This is a genomic window from Streptomyces sp. NBC_01481 (assembly GCF_026339995.1).
Classification (GTDB): domain Bacteria; phylum Actinomycetota; class Actinomycetes; order Streptomycetales; family Streptomycetaceae; genus Streptomyces.
The window spans coordinates 1,801,148-1,817,469 of sequence record NZ_JAPEPT010000001.1; the positions used below are offsets into that span (position 1 = coordinate 1,801,148).

Below are 16,322 nucleotides of genomic sequence, written 5' to 3' on the forward strand. Positions count from 1 at the left end.
TCCGACAACGCAGCGAGTGTGCGTGCCGGGCGTCGCGCGCCAGGCGAGATTTGTCAGACACGGCCTAGCAGCGCGCTCACCAGTGCCCTGGCGGAGGCGGTGAACAGCTTCTCCGGATCGGCGGGCCGCGCCAGCGCGCGGGCCAGCGCAGGGTCGTGCTCGGCCGTCGGCGCGTCCCACAGCTCCTGCTCCCCGGGCGACTGGACCGGCGAGCGTTCCCGGTTGCGCTCGACGAGTACGAAGCCGACGACCTGGAACTGGACGGCGCGCACCGCCTCGGCGGCGCGCGCCCCGCGCAGTCCCGCGGCGTGCACCTCGTGGACGAGCGCCTGCTGCGCGGGCAGGAACATCCGTTCCGTGAGCCCCCGTTCATGGACCATCGCGATCAGATGGGGGCGCTCGCGCAGCTCACGGCGCAGCCGCCGGGCGACCGAGACGATGCGCTGAGCGGGCGTACGGCCGGCGGGCCGGATCGCGCCCATCTCCTGGACCGTCCGCTCCACCAGTGCGTCGAGCAGCGACTCGCGATTGCCGACGTGCCAGTAGATGGAGGTGACCGCCGTGCCCAGCTCGGCGGCGAGCTTGCGCATGGTGAGGGCCCCCGGGCCGTGCTGCTTGACGAGCGAGGCGGCGGCTTCGAGCACCTCTTCGCGGGTCAGCGCGGTTCTCGGCATGGTGCCCCCAATTCCGGTACGTGCACGGCTCTTTACCCTTCATCGGCCTCGGTGTAACTGTGTTACAGGCCGACTGACGAAGGGCGGTACGACATGGCACGCGTACGGTACGGCGCACGCACCGAGGCGGAGATCTCCGCGGCCCGCGCATCCAGCTCCAGGCTTCCCGACATCTGGTCCACCGGCGTCGTGGCGGTCTGGGAGAGCGACCCCGACGCGGTGGCGGCCGTACTTCCCCCGCCGCTCAAACCCACCGAACGGCCCCTGGTGCGGGCCAGTATCAGCAAGGTCGACCTGTCCGGATATCCCCTCGGCGCCGGCTCCGTGGCCGTCGCGGCGCTCCACGACGGGCGCGAGGGCTGGTACCCCCTCGTCATGCCGATGACCCACGAGCGCGCGCTGATCGGCGGACGGGAAGTCTTCGGCGAGCCGAAGAAGCTGGGCGAGGTCGGCGTCGAACGCGACGGCCTGGTCGTACGGGCCGTGCTCGCCCGGCACGGAATCGCCTTCGTCGAGGTGCGCGGAGCGGTGGACGGCCCGCTGCCGCTGCCCGAACCGGCTCAGAAGCTCGACTTCTACTTCAAGTTCCTGCCCGCGGTCGACGGACAGGGCTTCGACGCCGACCCCGTCCTCGTGCACTGCACGCGCAACGAGAAGTTCCGCAAGCTGGAGAAATTCACCGGCGATGTGGTGCTGCGCGAGTCGATGTACGACCCCGTCGCGGACCTGCCCGTACGCCGTGTCGTCGAGCTCACCATCGGCGAGAAGACCAGCGACCAAAGGGGCAGGGTCGCCGAGCGGGTGAGCGCCCAGGCGCTGCTGCCCTACATCCACCAGCGCTACGACGACCCGCAGCAGATCCTCGACGGTCCCCCCGCGGGGAGCGCCTGATGCGGCTGAGGCAGGGACAGGTCGCCGTCGTCACGGGCGCGGCGAGCGGCATCGGGCTCGCCATGGCGCGGCGGTTCGCGGCCGAAGGGCTGGGGGTCGTCCTCGCGGACGTCGAGGAACAGGCCCTGCACAAGGCGGCGGACGAACTCATCGCGGACGGGGCGCGGGTGCTCGCCCACACCGTCGACGTGGCGGACCGCGCCTCCGTCTTCGGGCTTGCCGACGCCGCGTACGAGACCTTCGGCGCCGTCCATCTGCTGTGCAACAACGCGGGGGTCGGCTCCGGCGCCGAGGGCCGGATGTGGGAGCACGAGCCCAACGACTGGAAATGGGCCTTCGCCGTCAACGTCTGGGGTGTCTTCCACGGCATCCAGGCCTTCGTGCCGCGCATGATCGCGAGCGGCGAGCCGGGCCATGTCGTCAACACCTCGTCCGGCGACGGCGGGATCGCGCCCCTGCCCACCGCGTCCGTGTACGCGGTCACCAAGTCGGCGGTGGTGACGATGACGGAGTCGCTGTACGCGCATCTGAAGGCGGAGCACGCGCGCGTGGGCGCGTCCGTCCTGTTCCCGGGGCCGCACATGCTGCGCACCGGACTGTGGGAGTCGCACCGCAACAGGCCCCGGCGGTACGCGAAGGAGCGTCCGCGCAAGACGCCGTACCGGAGCCTGGACCAGTGGGAGAGGGCGATGAAGGAGGCCGGCCACGAGGTGAGATTCACCCCGGTCGAGGAGGTCGCCGACTTCGTCGTGGACTCGATCCGCGCGGACCGTTTCTGGATGCTGCCCGCGAGCGAGCACAGCGACCGGCAGATCCGCGCCAGGTCGCAGTCGATGCTCGACCGCGCGGACCCGTCGTACCCGGAAAGCTTCATTCTCGACTGAGGGACACCTGATGTCAGAGCCAAGGTCAGACCCGTACCTGATCATTTCCTCCGACTGCCACGCCGGACTGCCGACCGAGCGGTACCGGCCCTATCTGGAGTCCCGCTTCCACCGGGACTTCGACGACTTCCTCGCCGGGCAGGGCCGCCGCCGCGAGGAGATGACCCGGCTCGGTGTACGCAACGAAGCCTTCGCCGACAAGTGGTTCAGCGACAACGAGGAAGGCGTCAAGGGTGGTTGGGACACCGCCCAGCGGCTCAAGGAGCTCGACGGCGACGGAGTGGCGGCCGAGGTCGTCTTCCCGGACGCGGACGCCGTCGACAGCCAGACCGCCGCGCCCTTCGGAGTGGGGCTCGGCCTGAGCGGCGACCAGGACCCCGAACTCGGCATGGCGGGTGCGCGGGCGCACAACCGCTGGCTCGCCGAATTCGTCGGCCAGAACCCCGAGCGCCACTGCGGGGTCGCCCTGCTGCCCATCACGGCGGAGCCCGCGAAGGTCGTCGCCGAGATCCACCGGGCCAAGGAGTCCGGGCTCGGCGCGCTGATGATCCCCTCGATGTGGGTCGACAAGGAGCCGTACCACGACCGGCGTTACGACCCGGTGTGGGCGGCCGCCGCAGAGAGCGGGATGCCGGTGGTCACCCACTCCGGCGCGGCACCGCGCCACGAGTACGGCGACCACCTCGGCATCTATGTCTCCGAGGTCACCTGGTGGCCCGCGCGGCCGCTGTGGTTCCTGCTCTGGTCCGGCGTCTTCGAGCGCCATCCCGGCCTGAAGTTCGGCGTCGCCGAGTCCGGCTGCTGGTGGCTTCCCAACCAGCTGTGGTTCATGGACCGGCTCTATCTCGGCGCGCACGGCGGCAAGAAGCTCTCGCCCTTCGCCGAGCTGAAGCGGCCGCCGAGCGAGTATCTCGACCGGCAGATCTTCATCTGCGCCACCAACACCAAGCGGCGCGAACTCGCCCAGCGCTACGAGATCGGCGTCGACAACATCCTCTGGGGCAGCGACTTCCCGCACCCCGAGGGCACCTGGCCCGACACGCGCGCGTGGCTGGCGAAAACCTTCCACGACATCCCCGTCGCCGAGACCCGCCGCATGCTGGGCCAGGCCGCCGCGGACGTCTTCGGCTTCGACACCGAACGGCTCGCCCCGGTCGCCCGGCGCATCGGCCCGACCCCGGCCGAACTGGGCCAGTCCGAGGACCAGTCGGCCGTCGAGGCATCCTGGGCGAGGTCACGGGAGGTGGGCCGCCACTGGCTGACCGAGCACGACTTCCCTGTTCTGGGGGTCTCGTCATGAGAGACGGAGCCGACCGCTACACCGTCATCTCGGCCGACTGCCACGCCGGGGCCGATCTCCTCGACTACAAGCCGTATCTGGAGAAGAGGTACCACGACGACTTCGACGCGTGGGCTGCCACGTACGTCAATCCGTACGAGGATCTGCTCGCCGACACCGCCGACCGCAACTGGAATTCGGAGCGCCGCCTCAGGGAGCTGGAGGCCGACGGCATCGTCGCCGAGGTCGTCTTCCCCAACACCATTCCTCCGTTCTTCCCCAGCGCCTCGCTGATGGCCCCGGCGCCCACGCGGGAGGAGTACGAACAGCGCTGGGCCGGGCTGCGCGCCCACAACCGCTGGCTCGCCGACTTCTGCGCGGCGGCGCCCGGGCGGCGGGCGGGCGTGGCACAGATCCTGCTCAACGACGTCGACGAGGCGGTCCGCGAGATCCGCCGCACGAGCCGGGCGGGCCTCACCGGCGGGATCCTGCTGCCGGGCACACCACCCGGTTCGGGCCTTCCCGAGCTGTACTCGCAGACGTACGACCCGATCTGGGCGGTCTGCGACGAGCTCGGCGTACCCGTCAACCACCACGGCGGCTCGGCGTCCCCGCCGCTGGGTGAAGAACCGGCGGCCCGCGCGGTGTTCATGGTGGAGACAACATGGTTCTCGCACCGGGCCCTGTGGCATCTGATCTTCGGCGGGGCCTTCCGCCGCCACCCGGAGCTGAAGCTGGTCCTCACCGAACAGGGCTCGGGCTGGATCCCGGGCGTGCTCGACATGCTGGACTATTACCACGCGCGCCTGGTGGCCGCAGCAACGAGGGCCGCCACCGCGGAGTCCAAGTTCGGCGCGGGGCTTGCCGCTTCGATGGGCAGGGGCCCGAGCGAGGTCTGGCGCGAGAACTGCTTCGTCGGCGCGAGCTTCATGCGCCCGCACGAAGTGCCGCTGCGCGACCGGATCGGCCTCGACAAGATCATGTGGGGCTGTGACTATCCGCACGACGAAGGCACCACGCCCTACTCCCGCGAAGGTCTCCGCATCGCCTACGCGGGGCTGGAGAGGAACGAGGTCGCGGCGATGACCGGCGGCAACGCCGCCCGGGTCTACGGCTTCGACCTCGGTGTCCTCGACACCATCGCGGCCAAGGTCGGCCCGACGGTCGAGGAGATCGCGGAGCCCCTGACCGAGATCCCGGCGGCGGCGACCAGCCCCGCGTTCGCCCGGGGCGGGTCGGTGCGCGTCTGGTGAGAGGGAGGGTGAGACCCTCCCGTGGTGACCGACACACCGCACGACGAAGCCCACGGCGGGGCTCTCGGCGCGCGCCTCAACTGGCTGCGTGCCGCGGTCCTCGGCGCCAACGACGGCGTCGTGTCCACCGCGGGCATCGTCGTCGGCGTGGCAGGCGCCACCGACTCGCGCGCCACCCTCCTCACGGCCGGCCTCACGGGACTGCTTGCCGGATCGATGTCCATGGCGGCCGGCGAGTACGTCTCCGTCTCCACCCAGCGCGACTCCGAGAAGGCGGCCCTGGCCGTGGAACGGCGCGAGCTGCGGGAGCGGCCGGAGGAGGAACTGGAGGAACTGACCGGCCTGTTGGTGGCCCGCGGCCTGTCGCAGGTCGTGGCCCGCGAGGCCGCCGAGCAGCTCACCGAACGCGACGCCCTGCGCGCCCACGCTCGCGTGGAGCTCGGCATCGACCCGGACGAGCTGGCCAACCCGTGGCATGCGGCCGGAGCGAGCTTCCTGGCGTTCACGGTGGGCGCGCTGCTGCCCCTGCTGGCGATCGTGCTTCCGCCCGCGTGGCTGCGCCTGCCGGTCACGGTCCTCTCGGTTCTCGCGGCCCTGACCCTCACGGGCTGGTGGAGCGCCCGCCTGGGCGCGGCATCGGCAGGGCCCGCGGTGCTGCGGAACGTGGGCGGGGGAGCGCTGGCGATGGCGGTCACCTATGGCGCGGGATCGGTGCTCGGCGCGGTGGGGGTTTGAGCGGCGCCTTGGCAGAAGTCACCAACCACAGCTGACAGGTGGTCTCACATACTTGTCGGTAGCAACATCTAGCCGTAGCCCCGCCCCGCCTCTACGGTGCTCGCATGCCGAACCTGCCCGATGCCGTGCTGTGGTCGATACCCGCGTTCGTGCTGCTCACCGTCCTGGAGATCGTGAGCTACCGGATCCATCCCGACGAGGACGCCGCAGGCTACGAGACCAAGGACGCCGCCACCAGCATCGGTATGGGGCTCGGCAGTCTCGGCTTCGACTTCCTCTGGAAGATCCCCATCGTCGCGATCTACACCGCGGTGTACGAGCTCACCCCGGCCCGCGTCCCCGTCCTGTGGTGGACCGTACTGCTGATGCTGCTCGTGCAGGACTTCTTCTACTACTGGTCCCACCGGGGCCACCACGTCATCCGGATCCTGTGGGCCTGCCATGTCGTCCACCACTCCAGCCGGAAGTTCAACCTCAGCACCGCGCTGCGCCAGCCCTGGACGAGCCTGACCGTCTGGCCGTTCTATCTGCCGCTCATCGCGTGCGGAGTGCATCCCGCCGCGCTCGCCTTCTGCTCGTCGGCCAACCTCGTCTACCAGTTCTGGGTGCACACCGAGCGGATCGACAGACTGCCGCGGCCCTTCGAGTACGTACTGAACACGCCCTCCCACCACCGGGTCCACCACGCCTCCCAAGGCGGTTACCTGGACCGGAACTTCGGCGGGATCCTCATCGTGTGGGACCGGCTCTTCGGATCCTTCGCGCCGGAGACCGAACGGCCCGTCTTCGGGCTCACCAAGAACATCGAGACGTACAACCCGCTGCGGGTCGCGACACACGAGTACGCGGCCATCGCGAGGGACGTACGGGCGGCGAGCACCTGGCGCGAGCGGGCCGGGCGCGTCTTCCGCGGGCCCGGCTGGCAGCCCGCCGCCACGCGGCCGGCTGTCGCACCGGTGGCGGAAACGGCCGCGGAGCCGGCCACGTGAGCACACCGGAAGGCGTCGGCGCCCGCGACCTGGCCCGCCGGCAGGCGGCCCCGGAATCCCGCTCGGGCCGCGAGGCGCTCTCCCGTGTCCTGCTCATCGCCTTCGGCCTTGCCGTCGCCGTCGACCTCGGCTCCCTCCTCGCAGGCGCCGAGGCCGGTCACCAGGTCGCCAAACCCCTTCTCATGCCGCTGCTCGCGGGCCATGTGTACGCGCGGGGCGGGCGGCGGCTGCTGGTCGCCGCGCTGCTCTGCGGCTGGGGCGGAGACGTGTTCCTGCTGGCCTCGGCCGACATCGCCTTCCTTCTCGGTATGGGGTGCTTCGCGGCCGGGCACGTCTGCTACCTGCTGCTCTTCGGGCGGGGACGTACCCACCCCGGGCTGGGCATCGGCTACGGCATCGCACTGGTCGCCGCCGTTGCCGCGCTCTGGCCGGACCTTCCGGCCGAGCTGCGCATTCCGGTCGCCGGATACAGCGTGCTGCTCACCGCCATGGCCTACCGCTCGTCGCGGCTCGGGCTCCTGGTCGGGCTGGGCGGGGCGCTCTTCCTGCTCTCCGACATGCTCATCGCCACCGGTGTCGCCGACTGGCCACAGCTGCCGCGCCCCGACTTCTGGATCATGCTGACGTATCTCGGCGCACAGGTACTGCTCGCACAGGCGTACCGTGAAAGGCCCGTTCCACGTCCCACAGTCTGATCAGCAAGGACCTGCCCCATGCGCGCCACCGTCATCCACGCCCCGCACGACATCCGCGTGGAGGAGGTGCCCGACCCCGCGATCCAGCAGCCGACCGATGTGGTCCTGCGCGTCCTGCGCGCCTGTATCTGCGGCAGCGACCTGTGGGCGTACCGGGGTGAGTCGGCCCGAAAGCCGGGGCAGCGGATCGGCCACGAGTTCCTGGGCGTCGTCGAGGAGGCCGGTTCCGCGGTCACCGGCTTCGAGCCCGGCGATCTGGTCGTCGCTCCGTTCGTCTGGTCCGACGGCAGCTGCGAGTACTGCGCCGACGGCCTGCAGACCTCCTGCCCGCAGGGCGGCTTCTGGGGCTCGATCGACGCCGGGGGCCAGGCGTCCGACGGCGGCCAGGGCGAGGCCGTACGCGTTCCCTTCGCCGACGGCACCCTCGTCAAGCTCCCCGCGGACGCCGCGTCCGACGACCGGCTGCTGACCGCGCTGCTCGCGCTCTCCGACGTCATGGGCACCGGGCACCACGCCGCCATCGGCGCGGGAGTCACCAAGGGCTCCACCGTCGCGGTCGTCGGCGACGGCGCGGTCGGCCTGTGCGGAGTGCTGGCCGCCAAGCGGCTCGGCGCCGAGCGGATCATCGCGCTCGGCCGCCACGAGGCGCGTACCGACATCGCCCGGACCTTCGGCGCCACCGATGTCGTCGCCGAGCGCGGCGACGCGGCCGTCGCGGCCGTCCGTGAACTGACCGGCGGACAGGGCGCGCATGCCGTCATCGAGGCCGTCGGCACCGAGCAGTCGATGCGTACGGCCGTCGGGATCGCCCGCGACGGCGGCGCGATCGGCTATGTCGGCGTGCCCCACGGCAGCGGCACCGGCCTCGATTTGGGCGTCATGTTCGACCGGAACATCGCCCTGCGCGGCGGCGTCGCCCCCGTGCGCGCGTACATCCCCGAGCTGCTGCCCGACATACTGGACGGCACGATCGACCCGTCGCCGGTCTTCGACCTGTCGGTCGGCCTCGACGGTGTCCCCGCGGGCTACCGGGCGATGGACGAGCGCACCGCGCTGAAGGTCCTCATCAAGCCGTGACACAGCGCGGAGAGGCCGGACGCGACCCGCGCGTCCGGCCCCCTGAACTCCTCAGCCGTCAGCGGCGAACCGCGTCCAGCGCGTCCGCGACACCGGTGCCGTAGAAGCTGTTCTTGCGGGTGCCGCCCTCGCACACCGCGTCGATGGTGCCGTCCCCGTTGATGTCGTACGGGTTCGTGCAGGCCGTGTCGTCCGCCTCCGCGTACAGCAGGGCCTTCACCGCGGCCGCCGAAGCGTGCGGGTGCTGCGACTTGATGAGCGCGACGACGCCTGCGACATGCGGCGAGGCCATCGACGTACCGGCCTTGTAGCCGTACTTGCCGCCCGGCAGCGTGGACAGGATCCGGCCGTCGACGGCCGGCGCGTCCGGCTTCTGGAAGGCGGTCGAGTCACCGCCGGGGGCGGAGATGTCGATGACGCCGAGACCGTAGTTGGAGTACGAGGACTTCAGGTTCTTCGCACCCAGCGCCGAGACGGTGACGACCCCGGGAATCTGGGTCGGAATGTCCAGGCACTCACGGGGGTTGATGACCCGCGTGCCCGGGGTGGTGTCGTTCGGGCTCGTCGTGTCGGTGAGCTCGTCGGCGGCGAGGTCCATCTTGGAGTTGCCGGCCGCGGCGACGTTCACCACGCCCTTGTGCTCCGCGTAGCCGATGGCCCGGCGGTGCGCCTCGACGAGAGCGCCCTGGTCGAGGTCGTTCTTGCAGTTGAACAGCCACGGGTCGGTGTAGTAGCTGTTGTTGGTCACGTCGACGCCGTGCTCGGCGGCCCACACGAAGCCGCAGACGACGGCCTCGGTGTAGAAGAAGCCGTCCGTGGTCGACACCTTGATGCCGGAGACCTTGACGCCCGGGGCGACACCCGTGATGCCGACGCCGTTCTTGGCCGCGGCTATCGTGCCCGCGACATGCGTGCCGTGGTCGCTCTCGTTGGCGGCCGGCCGCCAGGAGCCGGGAGTCGTGTCGGGCTTGCCGCTCACACAGTTGGCGGACGCCGCGACGTCGAAGTTCGGCGCGAGATCGGGGTGGGTGTCGTCGACACCCGTGTCGATGACCGCGACCGTGACCTTCTTGCTGCCCAGCGTCTTCTCGTGTGCCTTGTCCGCCTTGATGGCGGGCAGGTCCCACTGAAGCGGCTCGAGCGGGTCCTGACCGGCGTCCGCCTGCGCGGCCGCGGTCTTCGCCTCGTCGGCCGTCAGCGGGCGCTCGGAGTCGATCGCCGTGTCGCTCACGGGGGCGATCGGCGCGGTGCGCGTCGCGCCCGCCGAGGCCACGCCCCGGACCTGACGGATCGTCTTGGCGAAGTCGGCGTTCTGCGAGTGGACGACGATGACGCCTATCTGGTCATAGGCGATCACCACCGTGCCGCCGGCCTTGGCTATCGCCTTCTTCACCGATGTGGCGGCGTGGTGCCCGCCCTTGACGTTCACGACGTATGACAGCTTCGGGCCGTCGGTCACGACCGCGGCGGGGACCTCGTCCGCCGGGGCGGCCGAGGCGGCTCCCGCAGGAAGGAAACCGAGCGAGGCCGTGAGCGCCAGACCTGCGGGCAGAGCGAGTGCGCGCCGCCGTCTGGATCCCAGATGAGCCATGGGTTCTCCTCATCATCCGTGACAAACCCGCCCAGACACCCCTGTTGCGAATGAGCGGGTACATGACGAGCGAAGCTATCGCCGATCATGTGCCGCCATCAATGAGTTCAGGAAGAAAGCGGGAAGAAAGAGGCCGATGTTGAACCGGCTCGGCGTGCTCTCCGTGCCGTTGTCAGGGGGTGGAGCAACATCAAAAGCACCCCCGACCAGTGAGGTCCCCATGTCCAACCCCACCGCACCCGCGTCGCGAGGAGTTTCCGTGGCCACCGATGCACCGCCGCCCCAGGGCGGTACGGACACCAGCCCCGTTCAGCCCACGACAGAGTCGTTCGTCGAGGTGCAGGAGAGCGCGGAATTCGGCGAACTGCGCCGCACATACCGCTCCTTCGCCTTTCCCCTGACCGTCGCCTTCATCGCCTGGTACCTGCTCTACGTACTGCTGTCCAACTACGCCGGCGGCTTTATGGGCACCAAGCTCTTCGGCAACATCAATGTCGCCCTCGTCTTCGGACTCGCCCAGTTCGCCACCACGTTCCTCATCGCCTGGCTCTACTCGCGTCACGCAGCCGAGAAGCTCGACCCCAAGGCCGAGGCGATCAAGTCCCGCATGGAGGACGACGCATGAGCGCCGCGTACGCCGCGTATCCCACGGTCCAGCTCGCCGCCGAAGAAGCGAGCGAACACCGGCCGCTGATCATCACGCTCTTCGCGTGTTTCGTCGTCGCCACCCTGTTCATCACCGTGTGGGCCGGACGCCAGACCAAGAACGCCGCCGACTTCTACGCGGGCGGCCGCCAGTTCACCGGTTTCCAGAACGGTCTCGCGGTCTCCGGCGACTACATGTCGGCCGCGTCGTTCCTCGGTATCGCGGGCGCCATCGCCCTCTTCGGCTACGACGGCTTCCTCTACTCGATCGGCTTCCTCGTCGCCTGGCTGGTCGCGCTGCTGCTGGTCGCCGAACCGCTGCGCAACTCCGGCCGCTACACGATGGGCGACGTCCTCGCCTACCGCATGCGCCAGCGCCCGGTCCGTACCGCCGCAGGCACCTCCACCATCGTCGTCTCGATCTTCTATCTGCTGGCGCAGATGGCGGGCGCGGGCGTGCTGGTCTCGCTGCTGCTCGGCATCACCAGCGACGCGGGCAAGATCGCGATCGTCGCCCTGGTCGGCGTGCTGATGATCGTGTACGTGACCATCGGCGGCATGAAGGGCACCACATGGGTGCAGATGGTCAAGGCGGTGCTGCTCATCGCGGGCACCGTGCTCATCACCTTCCTGATCCTGCTGAAGTTCAACTTCAACCTCTCCGACCTGCTCGGCAAGGCGGCCGAGAACAGCGGAAAGGGAGCGTCCTTCCTGGAGCCGGGGCTCAAGTACGGCAAGACCGGCACATCGAAGCTGGACTTCATCTCGCTCGGCCTCGCGCTGGTGCTTGGCACCGCGGGACTGCCGCACATCCTGATCCGCTTCTACACCGTGCCCACCGCCAAGGCCGCGCGTAAGTCGGTCAACTGGGCGATCGGCATCATCGGCGCCTTCTATCTGATGACCATCGTGCTCGGCTTCGGCGCGGCGGCCCTGCTCAAGCCCGGCGACATCATCGCCTCCAACAAGGCAGGCAATACGGCGGCGCCACTGGCGGCCCTGGAGATCGGCGGCGGCTCGGGCTCCACGGGAGGCTCCGTCCTGCTGGCGGTGATCTCCGCGGTCGCCTTCGCCACCATCCTCGCGGTGGTCGCGGGCCTGACCCTGGCCTCCTCGTCCTCCTTCGCGCACGACATCTACGCGAACGTCATCCGCAAGGGCAAGGCGACCGACAAGGAAGAGGTCCGGGCGGCACGCTGGGCGACGGTCGCCATCGGCATCGTCTCCATCGCGCTCGGCGCGATGGCACGCGATCTGAACGTCGCCGGCCTCGTCGCCCTCGCCTTCGCGGTCGCCGCGTCCGCGAACCTGCCGACGATCCTCTACAGCCTGTTCTGGAAGAGGTTCACCACGCAGGGCGCGCTGTGGTCCATCTACGGCGGTCTGACCTCGGCCGTGGTGCTGGTGCTCTTCTCGCCGGTCGTCTCCGGCAAGCCCACCTCCATGTTCAAGGAGGCGGACTTCTACTGGTTCCCGCTGGAGAACCCGGGCATCGTCTCGATCCCGCTGGGCTTCCTGCTCGGCTGGCTCGGCACCGTGCTGTCCAAGGAGGAGCCCGACAAGGGCAAGTACGCGGAGCTCGAGGTCAGGTCCCTCACCGGCACCGGAGCACACTGAGCGAGAGGGCATCGTACGAGTCCGTCCCGCGGCCGCGTCGTAGAGTCCTACGACGCGGCCGCACCGCTCCTCGTGACAATCGGGCCCCGTGCGTTGTCGGTGCCCTGGCGTAGGCTCGGTAGCAATAAGATCCGCTGAACCGGGGAGGGGGCCCACCGTGCTCATCGACACCTATGGCCGTGTGGCCACTGACCTGCGTGTTTCACTCACCGACCGCTGCAATCTGCGGTGTACGTACTGCATGCCGGAAGAAGGCCTGCAGTGGCTCGCCAAGCCCGATCTGCTCAGTGACGACGAGATTGTCCGGCTGATCCGTATCGCCGTCACCGATCTCGGCATCACCGAGGTCCGCTTCACCGGTGGGGAGCCGCTGCTGCGGCCCGGCCTGGTCGGGATCGTGGAGCGCTGCGCCGCTCTCGCACCGCGCCCCAAGATGTCCCTGACCACCAATGGCATAGGCCTCAAGCGCACCGCGGCGGCCCTCAAGGCCGCGGGCCTGGACCGGGTCAATGTCTCGCTGGACACCCTGCGGCCCGAGGTCTTCAAGACCCTCACCCGCCGCGACCGCCACCACGACGTGATGGACGGCCTGGAGGCCGCCCGCGAGGCGGGCCTCACCCCGGTCAAGGTCAACACTGTCCTGATGCCGGGCCTCAATGACGACGAGGCCCCCGAACTGCTGGCCTGGGCCGTCGCCCATGGCTACGAGCTGCGCTTCATCGAGCAGATGCCGCTGGACGCCCAGCACGGCTGGAAGCGCGACGGCATGATCACCGCGGGCGACATCCTCGAGTCGCTGCGTACGCGCTTCACGCTCACCGCCGAGGGCGAGCAGGAGCGCGGCTCTGCGCCCGCCGAGCGCTGGATCGTGGACGGCGGGCCGCACCGCGTCGGGGTCATCGCCTCCGTCACCCGCCCCTTCTGCTCCGCCTGCGACCGCACCAGGCTCACCGCCGACGGCCAGGTGCGCAACTGTCTGTTCGCCCGTGAGGAGACGGACCTGCGGTCCGCCCTGCGCTCGGACGCGCCGGACGAGGAGATCGCCCGCATATGGAAGCTGGCGATGTGGGGCAAGAAGGCGGGCTCGGGCCTCGACGACCCCTCATTCCTGCAGCCCGACCGCCCGATGTCAGCGATCGGCGGTTAGGGCCTGTCGTTTGGATCAGGCCCTAGCTAGCCTCCGGCACCCGGATTGCGCTCCCACTCCTCCAGCGTCACGACATCCTTCAGAAAGCCGCGCAGGCCAAGGAAGTTGGACAGGTGCTCGCGGTGCTCGTCACAGGCGAGCCAGGTCTTGCGGCGCTCCGGAGTGTGCAGCTTCGGGTTGTTCCACGCGAGCACCCAGACGGCCTCGGCGCGGCAGGCCTTCGCGGAGCAGATCGGGGTCTCGTCACTCACTCTTACGTCCATACCGAAATGACCACCACATGGCGACGCCGAGCAGCCACGGGGGGAGCTGCCCGGCGTCGGTCCGTCGCTCCGACGGGGGATGCGGAGCGCCTACGAAGTATGTCACGGGGAGTGGGGTGAGGTGCACCGGAACTTCATGATTGATCTGAGCTTTTCCTGAGCTTCGGGAGCCCCCTGGAATCAGCTCTGTTCCCGCCCCTGGGCCTCCTGCCGGGCTCCGTCGGCTTCCGGCTCTCCTTCCGCGGCGGCGGGCGGGGAGACCGGCGCGATCATCGGCCGGGACGGTGCGGGGACGAACGTCGAGGGGGCCGAAGGGGCGCTCTCCCGGCCCGCGTTGGCGATCACCACGGAGATGTACGGGAGAATCCCGCCGAGCACCAGCGCCACGATCGCCACAGGGCGTTCCACATTCCACAGGACCACGGCAAGGATCACCGCCACGGTCCGGACCGACATCGAGATCACATAGCGGCGCTCCCGTCCGCGCACATCGTCAGCGAGACCCTGGCGCGCTCCCGTGATCCGGAAGACCTCCGTGCTGCCATGCTTCCGCATCACGTTCCACCACCCGATTTCCACGTCGGACACTCCCCGGTCCTGACGCTTTCCACCGTACGCCGCGCATCGGACACCTACGAGACCGGGGCGGGCCCCACCTGCGTGGTCGCGGCTGCGCCGTAGTGCGTATGGCTGTGCCCGGCATGCGCTGTACGGCGGGCAGCCCGAGACTGAGGCGTAATGCTCACGCAGAGTTGTACGAGGAGGCAGCCATGGGCTGGTTGTGGGCGATCATCGTGGGATTCGTGCTCGGTCTGATCGCCAAGGCGATCATCCCGGGCAAGCAGCACAGTCCGCTCTGGCTGACCACCATCTTCGGCATCATCGGCGCCCTGATCGGCAATGCGCTGGCGCGTGGGTTCGGCATCGACGAGACCAGCGGCATCGACTGGGGGCGTCACGTACTCCAGCTCGCGGCGGCCGTGGTGATCGTGCTCCTGGGAGACATGGCCTACACCGCCGTACGCGGCAACAGGCAAAGAGCCTGAGCCCCGGCAAGGCTCCGCCCCGAACCCGCAGCGGGCGTTAGGGCCTGTCGTTCGGATCTTGCCGGGTTCGCGTGCCCTGGCACGCACGCTCGCTGCGTTGTCGTCAGTCGCCGACGCTCCGCGTCGGCTCTTTCCTCCGCCTTGCGATCCCACGCACCAGACCCCGCTCACTGATCCGGCCTGATCCAAACGACAGGCCCAAGGGGCGGAGTCATTGGCGCAGCCGGTCAGCCCGCGGTGACCTCGACCGCGGCCAGGTTCTTCTTGCCCCGGCGCAGCACCAGCCAGCGCCCGTGCAGCAGATCCTCACGCGCCGGCACCGCGTCCTCCGCGGCGACCTTGACGTTGTTCACGTAGGCCCCGCCCTCCTTCACGGTCCGGCGGGCGGCCGACTTGCTGGCCACGAGCCCCACCTCCGCGAACAGGTCCACGACCGGAGCCAGCTCGGCGACCTGGGCATGCGGCAGCTCGGAGAGCGCCGCCCGCAGCGTCGGCTCGTCGAGCCCGGCCAGCTCGCCCTGCCCGAACAGCGCCTTCGAGGCATTGACGACGGCCGCGCACTCGTCCGTGCCGTGCACGAGCGTCGTCAGCTCCTCCGCCAGCGCCCGCTGCGCGGCACGCGCCTGCGGCCGCTCCGCGGTCAGCGTCTCCAGCTCCTCGATCTCTTCGCGGGACTTGAAGCTGAAGATCCGCAGGAACTTGGAGACGTCCCGGTCGTCCGCGTTCAGCCAGAACTGGTAGAAGGCGTACGGAGTCGTGCGCTCCGGGTCGAGCCAGACCGTGCCGGTCTCCGTCTTGCCGAACTTCGTACCGTCCGCCTTGGTGATCAGCGGGGTGGCCAGCGCGTGCACCTCGGCCTCCGGCTCGACCCGGTGGATCAGGTCGGTACCCGCGGTCAGATTGCCCCACTGGTCGCTGCCGCCGGTCTGCAGCGTGCAGCCGTACCGCCGGTTCAGCTCCAGGAAGTCCATGCCCTGCAGGATCTGGTAGCTGAACTCGGTGTAGCTGATGCCCGCGTCGGAGTTCAGCCGTCGGGCGACCGCCTCCTTGGCGATCATCTTGTTGACCCGGAAGTACTTGCCGATGTCGCGCAGGAAGTCGATCGCCGACAGGCCCGCCGTCCAGTCCAGGTTGTTGACCATGGTCGCGGCATGGGGGCCCTCGAAGTCGAGGAAGCGCTCGATCTGCCCGCGCAGCCGCTCCACCCAGCCCGCGACGACCTCCGGCGCGTTGAGCGTGCGCTCGGAGTTCGGCTTCGGGTCACCGATCAGACCGGTGGCGCCGCCGACCAGACCCAGCGGGCGGTTACCCGCCAGCTGGATCCGGCGCATGGTGAGGATCTGGACCAGATTGCCCAGGTGCAGGCTGGGCGCGGTCGGGTCGAAGCCGCAATAGAAGGTGACGGGACCGTCCGCGAACGCCTTGCGCAATGCGTCCTCGTCAGTGGAGAGGGCGATCAGCCCACGCCACTGCAGTTCGTCGACGATGTCCGTCACGTCTCTCGCGTCTCCTTCGATGTGCCATTCGGTGTGTCCA

Annotated in this window: 17 protein-coding genes; 12 read left to right on the forward strand and 5 right to left on the reverse strand. The window is 69.6% G+C overall.

The window, feature by feature from the left end; all coding sequences use genetic code 11:
- Positions 1 to 53 precede the first annotated feature (53 nt).
- The gene (locus OOK40_RS08300) at positions 54 to 674 is read right to left on the reverse strand and encodes a TetR/AcrR family transcriptional regulator (RefSeq protein ID WP_266477827.1); all 621 of its coding nucleotides are present in this window, start codon (positions 672 to 674) and stop codon (positions 54 to 56) included.
- A 93-nt stretch (positions 675 to 767) separates the two neighbouring features.
- Here OOK40_RS08300 and OOK40_RS08305 point away from each other — a divergent pair, with 93 nt between their 5' ends.
- The 8 genes from OOK40_RS08305 (at position 768) to OOK40_RS08340 (ending at position 8,477) form a co-directional block, all read left to right on the forward strand.
- The gene (locus tag OOK40_RS08305; RefSeq protein WP_266477829.1) at positions 768 to 1,565 is read left to right on the forward strand and encodes an acetoacetate decarboxylase family protein; all 798 of its coding nucleotides are present in this window, start codon (positions 768 to 770) and stop codon (positions 1,563 to 1,565) included.
- Positions 1,565 to 2,449: an SDR family NAD(P)-dependent oxidoreductase gene (locus tag OOK40_RS08310; protein ID WP_266477831.1), complete on the forward strand. Its 885-nt coding sequence runs from the start codon at positions 1,565 to 1,567 to the stop codon at positions 2,447 to 2,449. The genes OOK40_RS08305 and OOK40_RS08310 overlap by 1 nt, the downstream gene beginning before the upstream one ends.
- 10 nt (positions 2,450 to 2,459) lie before the next feature.
- Positions 2,460 to 3,749, forward strand: coding sequence for an amidohydrolase family protein (locus OOK40_RS08315; protein ID WP_266477837.1), 1,290 nt, complete (start codon positions 2,460 to 2,462; stop codon positions 3,747 to 3,749).
- Positions 3,746 to 4,981, forward strand: a complete 1,236-nt coding sequence (locus OOK40_RS08320; RefSeq protein ID WP_266477839.1) for an amidohydrolase family protein — start codon at positions 3,746 to 3,748, stop codon at positions 4,979 to 4,981. The genes OOK40_RS08315 and OOK40_RS08320 overlap by 4 nt, the downstream gene beginning before the upstream one ends.
- A gap of 24 nt (positions 4,982 to 5,005) precedes the next feature.
- Positions 5,006 to 5,716 (forward strand): VIT family protein, encoded by a 711-nt coding sequence (locus OOK40_RS08325; protein WP_266477841.1) that lies wholly within the window; start codon positions 5,006 to 5,008, stop codon positions 5,714 to 5,716.
- A gap of 104 nt (positions 5,717 to 5,820) precedes the next feature.
- On the forward strand, positions 5,821 to 6,705 hold the full coding sequence (locus tag OOK40_RS08330) for a sterol desaturase family protein (protein ID WP_266477843.1): 885 nt from the start codon (positions 5,821 to 5,823) through the stop codon (positions 6,703 to 6,705).
- 29 nt (positions 6,706 to 6,734) lie between these two features.
- Entirely contained in the window at positions 6,735 to 7,400 is a 666-nt protein-coding gene (locus tag OOK40_RS08335) for a lysoplasmalogenase (RefSeq protein WP_266479005.1), read from the forward strand.
- An 18-nt stretch (positions 7,401 to 7,418) separates the two neighbouring features.
- Entirely contained in the window at positions 7,419 to 8,477 is a 1,059-nt protein-coding gene (locus OOK40_RS08340; protein ID WP_266477845.1) for a zinc-dependent alcohol dehydrogenase family protein, read from the forward strand.
- Between the two features lie 58 nt (positions 8,478 to 8,535).
- Here OOK40_RS08340 and OOK40_RS08345 read toward each other — a convergent pair whose 3' ends face one another.
- On the reverse strand, positions 8,536 to 10,068 hold the full coding sequence (locus tag OOK40_RS08345) for a S8 family serine peptidase (RefSeq protein WP_266477847.1): 1,533 nt from the start codon (positions 10,066 to 10,068) through the stop codon (positions 8,536 to 8,538).
- A gap of 259 nt (positions 10,069 to 10,327) precedes the next feature.
- Here OOK40_RS08345 and OOK40_RS08350 point away from each other — a divergent pair, with 259 nt between their 5' ends.
- The 3 genes from OOK40_RS08350 (at position 10,328) to moaA (ending at position 13,477) form a co-directional block, all read left to right on the forward strand.
- Positions 10,328 to 10,693 carry a DUF485 domain-containing protein gene (locus tag OOK40_RS08350; RefSeq protein WP_266477849.1) on the forward strand — a complete coding sequence of 122 codons (366 nt, stop codon included), beginning with the start codon at positions 10,328 to 10,330 and terminating at the stop codon, positions 10,691 to 10,693.
- Positions 10,690 to 12,330, forward strand: coding sequence for a cation acetate symporter (locus OOK40_RS08355; protein ID WP_266477851.1), 1,641 nt, complete (start codon positions 10,690 to 10,692; stop codon positions 12,328 to 12,330). Before OOK40_RS08350 ends, OOK40_RS08355 begins: the two co-directional genes overlap by 4 nt.
- A 157-nt stretch (positions 12,331 to 12,487) precedes the next feature.
- Complete coding sequence (gene moaA, locus OOK40_RS08360) at positions 12,488 to 13,477, forward strand: GTP 3',8-cyclase MoaA (RefSeq protein WP_266477853.1); 990 nt, start codon at positions 12,488 to 12,490, stop codon at positions 13,475 to 13,477.
- A 26-nt stretch (positions 13,478 to 13,503) separates the two neighbouring features.
- On the opposite strand, the gene OOK40_RS08365 is transcribed toward moaA, so the two are convergent.
- Positions 13,504 to 13,740 (reverse strand): hypothetical protein, encoded by a 237-nt coding sequence (locus OOK40_RS08365; protein WP_266477856.1) that lies wholly within the window; start codon positions 13,738 to 13,740, stop codon positions 13,504 to 13,506.
- 180 nt (positions 13,741 to 13,920) lie between these two features.
- The gene (locus OOK40_RS08370) at positions 13,921 to 14,295 is read right to left on the reverse strand and encodes a DUF3099 domain-containing protein (protein ID WP_266479009.1); all 375 of its coding nucleotides are present in this window, start codon (positions 14,293 to 14,295) and stop codon (positions 13,921 to 13,923) included.
- A 215-nt stretch (positions 14,296 to 14,510) separates the two neighbouring features.
- Here OOK40_RS08370 and OOK40_RS08375 point away from each other — a divergent pair, with 215 nt between their 5' ends.
- A complete protein-coding gene (locus OOK40_RS08375) occupies positions 14,511 to 14,786 on the forward strand; it encodes a GlsB/YeaQ/YmgE family stress response membrane protein (RefSeq protein WP_266477859.1) in 276 nt (91 codons plus the stop codon).
- 227 nt (positions 14,787 to 15,013) lie between these two features.
- Here OOK40_RS08375 and tyrS read toward each other — a convergent pair whose 3' ends face one another.
- On the reverse strand, positions 15,014 to 16,282 hold the full coding sequence (tyrS, locus tag OOK40_RS08380; protein ID WP_266477861.1) for a tyrosine--tRNA ligase: 1,269 nt from the start codon (positions 16,280 to 16,282) through the stop codon (positions 15,014 to 15,016).
- Between the last annotated feature and the right edge of the window lie 40 nt (positions 16,283 to 16,322).